The organism is Arthrobacter sp. TB 26, from assembly GCF_000427315.1.
GTDB lineage: Bacteria > Actinomycetota > Actinomycetes > Actinomycetales > Micrococcaceae > Arthrobacter.
Map to the genome: position 1 here is coordinate 1 of NZ_AUPJ01000153.1, position 3,081 is coordinate 3,081.

Annotated in this window: 3 protein-coding genes; 1 reads left to right on the top strand and 2 read right to left on the bottom strand. The window is 69.0% G+C overall.

Annotated elements, in window-relative coordinates; genetic code table 11:
• Positions 1 to 579 precede the first annotated feature (579 nt).
• Positions 580 to 1,098 carry a DinB family protein gene (locus K789_RS0105010; protein ID WP_024365801.1) on the top strand — a complete coding sequence of 173 codons (519 nt, stop codon included), beginning with the start codon at positions 580 to 582 and terminating at the stop codon, positions 1,096 to 1,098.
• Positions 1,099 to 1,158: 60 nt separating this feature from the next.
• On the opposite strand, the gene K789_RS0105015 is transcribed toward K789_RS0105010, so the two are convergent.
• Together K789_RS0105015 and K789_RS0105020 are read right to left on the bottom strand one after the other, a co-directional pair.
• Positions 1,159 to 2,109 carry a GNAT family N-acetyltransferase gene (locus tag K789_RS0105015; RefSeq protein WP_024365802.1) on the bottom strand — a complete coding sequence of 317 codons (951 nt, stop codon included), beginning with the start codon at positions 2,107 to 2,109 and terminating at the stop codon, positions 1,159 to 1,161.
• A gap of 68 nt (positions 2,110 to 2,177) precedes the next feature.
• The coding region (locus K789_RS0105020; RefSeq protein ID WP_029704538.1) for an ATP-binding cassette domain-containing protein at positions 2,178 to 3,081 on the bottom strand (904 nt) is incomplete at its 5' end.

The following is a 3,081-nucleotide window of genomic DNA, read 5'->3' on the forward strand; positions in this document are numbered from 1 at the left end:
CCGCCATAAGGCTCGTCATTGCGGCCATTCGTGGTGAACAGCCGCGGTGGACCCACCTTCGGGCTCGGGATTATGCGAAACAACGGTGTCGAGCCCACTGAGGAATCTTCGACTTCGACGTCGAGGTGAGGTGCCACCGGCGGCATGGGCTGCAGAAATAGACCCCCGTGGGCGGCTTACGTCCCCGCGCCCATGACTTTCTTTGTACCGTCGAAAGGGCGAGCTCTGCAGACCAGAGTGTTTGATAAGGGATTTTCGGGCAAACGGACATAGGTTTAGGTCCTGAATTGCGGCGAACTCGGCACGCTCCAGGTCGTGCCCCGCCCGAGGGTGCACACCCTTATGGATGCTAGGCCCACGGCTGGAACCGAAGGCCATATCCTTCAGGTTCCACTTGCGGGAGTCATAGTCTCCGTTTGGATTGAACCGCAAGGCGACAGGCCCCAGGAGGCAACGGGACGTTGCGGTGTCCCCAGCGGTTTAGCTGTGCGGAAGGCAATGGCCCTTGTCCGACGGCGTAGCCTCCCGTCGATCCTCCTCCCCCGCCCGACTCCGCCGGAATACCCTTAGACTGCTCGCATGCCTATCATCGCGGACAACAAGGACTGGACCTGGGTGCTGTCGCGCCCCTGTCCGGAATGCGGTTTCGACGTCGCAGCATGCACCCCTGCCACCGCGCCCGGAAAGTTGGCCAGCATGCTCCCCCGCTGGCGTGCGGCACTGCGGCGTCCAGACGTGGCGGAACGCCCGGACGAAAACACGTGGTCGGTGCTGGAGTACGCCTGCCATGTCCGGGACGTCTTCAGCCTGTTCGACCACCGGCTGGACCTCATGCTCCGCGAGGAGGACGCCCGGTTCGCGGACTGGGATCAGGACCTCACCGCGATCGAGAAGGACTATGCCAACGCCGACCCGGCCGAGGTCAGCGCGGAACTCACCACTGAGGGTGAGCAGATCGCCGCTTCCTTCGGCCGGGTCCCGGCAGACCAGTGGGGCCGCAAGGGAACCCGAAGCAACGGCTCGGAGTTCACCGTCCTGACGTTCTCACAGTATTTCCTGCACGACGTCGTCCATCACCTCCACGACGTGGACGGATAGCGCGTGGACGGATAGCGCGTGGACGGATAGCGCGTGGACGGATAGCGCGTGGACGGCTGGCTACAGTTCCTTGTCCCAGGCCATGCTGCTGTTGACGGCGACGTAGCCCATCTTGGCGTAGAGGGCCAGGGCGCCGGTGGGGTTCTCCGAGTCGACGTCGAGTGAGGCCGTGTCCATCCCGGCCGCGGCGAAGCGGCGCATCGCGTCAGCCAGGAGGGCCTGTGCCACCCCACGGCCGCGGAACTCCCGCCGCACGCCCAGCAGGTCCGTGTACCCCTCTTTGTAGCCCCGCACCTCTGCGCTGACCGGGTCATGGCTGGCAAGCTGGTATCCGGCGACCCTCCCGCTGGACTGCTCCACAACCACGGCGCTCAGGTCCGGCCGGGCCAAAGGATCGCTGACGACGAAGCCCCAGGCTTCCTCGTCCCGGGGCTCGCTGCCCCAGTGGTCCCGGAAGGCGTCGTTGTGGGCCAGCCGCACGGGTTCGTGCAACCCGGGCCCGAAGCCCACGAGGTCAAGGCCGTCGTCCAGCACCACTGCGGGGAGGCCGTCCTGGAGCGGCCGGTGCATCTCGTTGTAGAAGCGCACGATCCGGTAGCCGGCGTCCGCGAACAGCGCCGCCTGGTGCGTGTGCTGCTGTTCCATATGGAGCCGCAGCCTGGGGGTGGCGCCGTGCTCGGAATCCTCGGCGAACCGCTGCCGGGTCCTCGCCTCCATCCAGTCCAGCAGCCCGGTGCCGATCCCGGTCCCCTGCCAGCCGGGATCGACGCAGCCGTACCCGATCGCCTTCTCCCCGTCCGGGTTCTTGGTGATGCGGCCATAAGCCCTGGCCACGCCCTGCGCGTCGAAGCCGAGGATGGTGTTCGCGGCGGCCGGGTTCTTCTGTGATTCGAGGACCTGTTCCAGGTCGGCGCGGCGCTCGAACCAGACAGGCCGTTCGACGGCGGCCGTCCGGGCGATCAGCGCCGCCCAGCCGTCCAGGTCCGCAGTCCCGGCGGCCCGCCNCGCCACTGAAAGCGGGGGTCCAGGCTGGCCAGGGCGTCGGCGTGTCCGTTCATGGCAACAGGCTAACGTCCGGCCTACCCCCGCGCCAGCAACGGCGTTGACTCCGGGAAAAGCGCTGCCTGGCTGGCCGCCGCGCGGTCCAGGTCCAGGCGGGTGTCGTCCGCGGCGATGTCCTCCGGATTGTGCGTCACGAGGACCACCGTGCGCTCACGCAGGCCCCGCCGGAGCTCGGCCAGCATCGCCCTGCCGGACTCCGCGTCCAGGTGCGCGGTGGGTTCGTCCAGCAGGATCACGTCGGCTCCGGTCAGGAGGGTGCGGGCCACGGCGAGGCGCTGCCGTTCGCCTCCGCTGAGGAAGGCCCCGCCGGGTCCGATCCGGGTGTCCAGGCCGTGGTCCAGCCGCCCGATCAGCGGCCCGAGGCCCACGGCGGCCAGGGCGTCCTGCAACCGCGCCTCCGGTTCATCCCCGCGCTGGCCCTCCGGAACTCCCAGCAGCAGGTTGCCGCGGATCGTCGAGTCGAAGAGGTGCGCCTCCTGCGGGCACCAGGCCGCGCGCCCGCCCAGCAGGATGTGGCCGCTTGCGGCCGGGAGGAAGCCGAGGACGACGGCGAGCAGGGTGGACTTTCCGGAGCCCGAGGCCCCGGTGACGGCGAGCCAGCGCCCGGGTTCGGCAGTGGCGGTAAGCCCGGTGAAGACCGGGGGGCCGCCGGGCCAGGCGGCGGCGAGGTTCCGGAGTTCGATCCCGGGCTTGCCTCCGGTCCTGCCGGCCACGGGGACAAGCCCGCCGGAAGGACCGTCCTTATCGTCGTCCAGGACGCCCGCTTCGCCGATGCGTTCAAGGACGGCCCGCAGCGCCGGGTATTGGCGGACCGCCGTCGTGATGGCCGCATAGGGTTCCACGAGCGCGAGCTGGAGCAGCACCACGACGGCGACCGTCGAGGCTTCGACCGCTCCGCTGAGGGCCAGAGGAGCGGCCAGC

Coding starts and splice junctions, on each gene's coding strand:
- K789_RS0105010 (WP_024365801.1), top strand. CDS start 580: ATGCCTATCATCGCGGACAACAAGGACTGGACCTGGGTGCTGTCGCGC.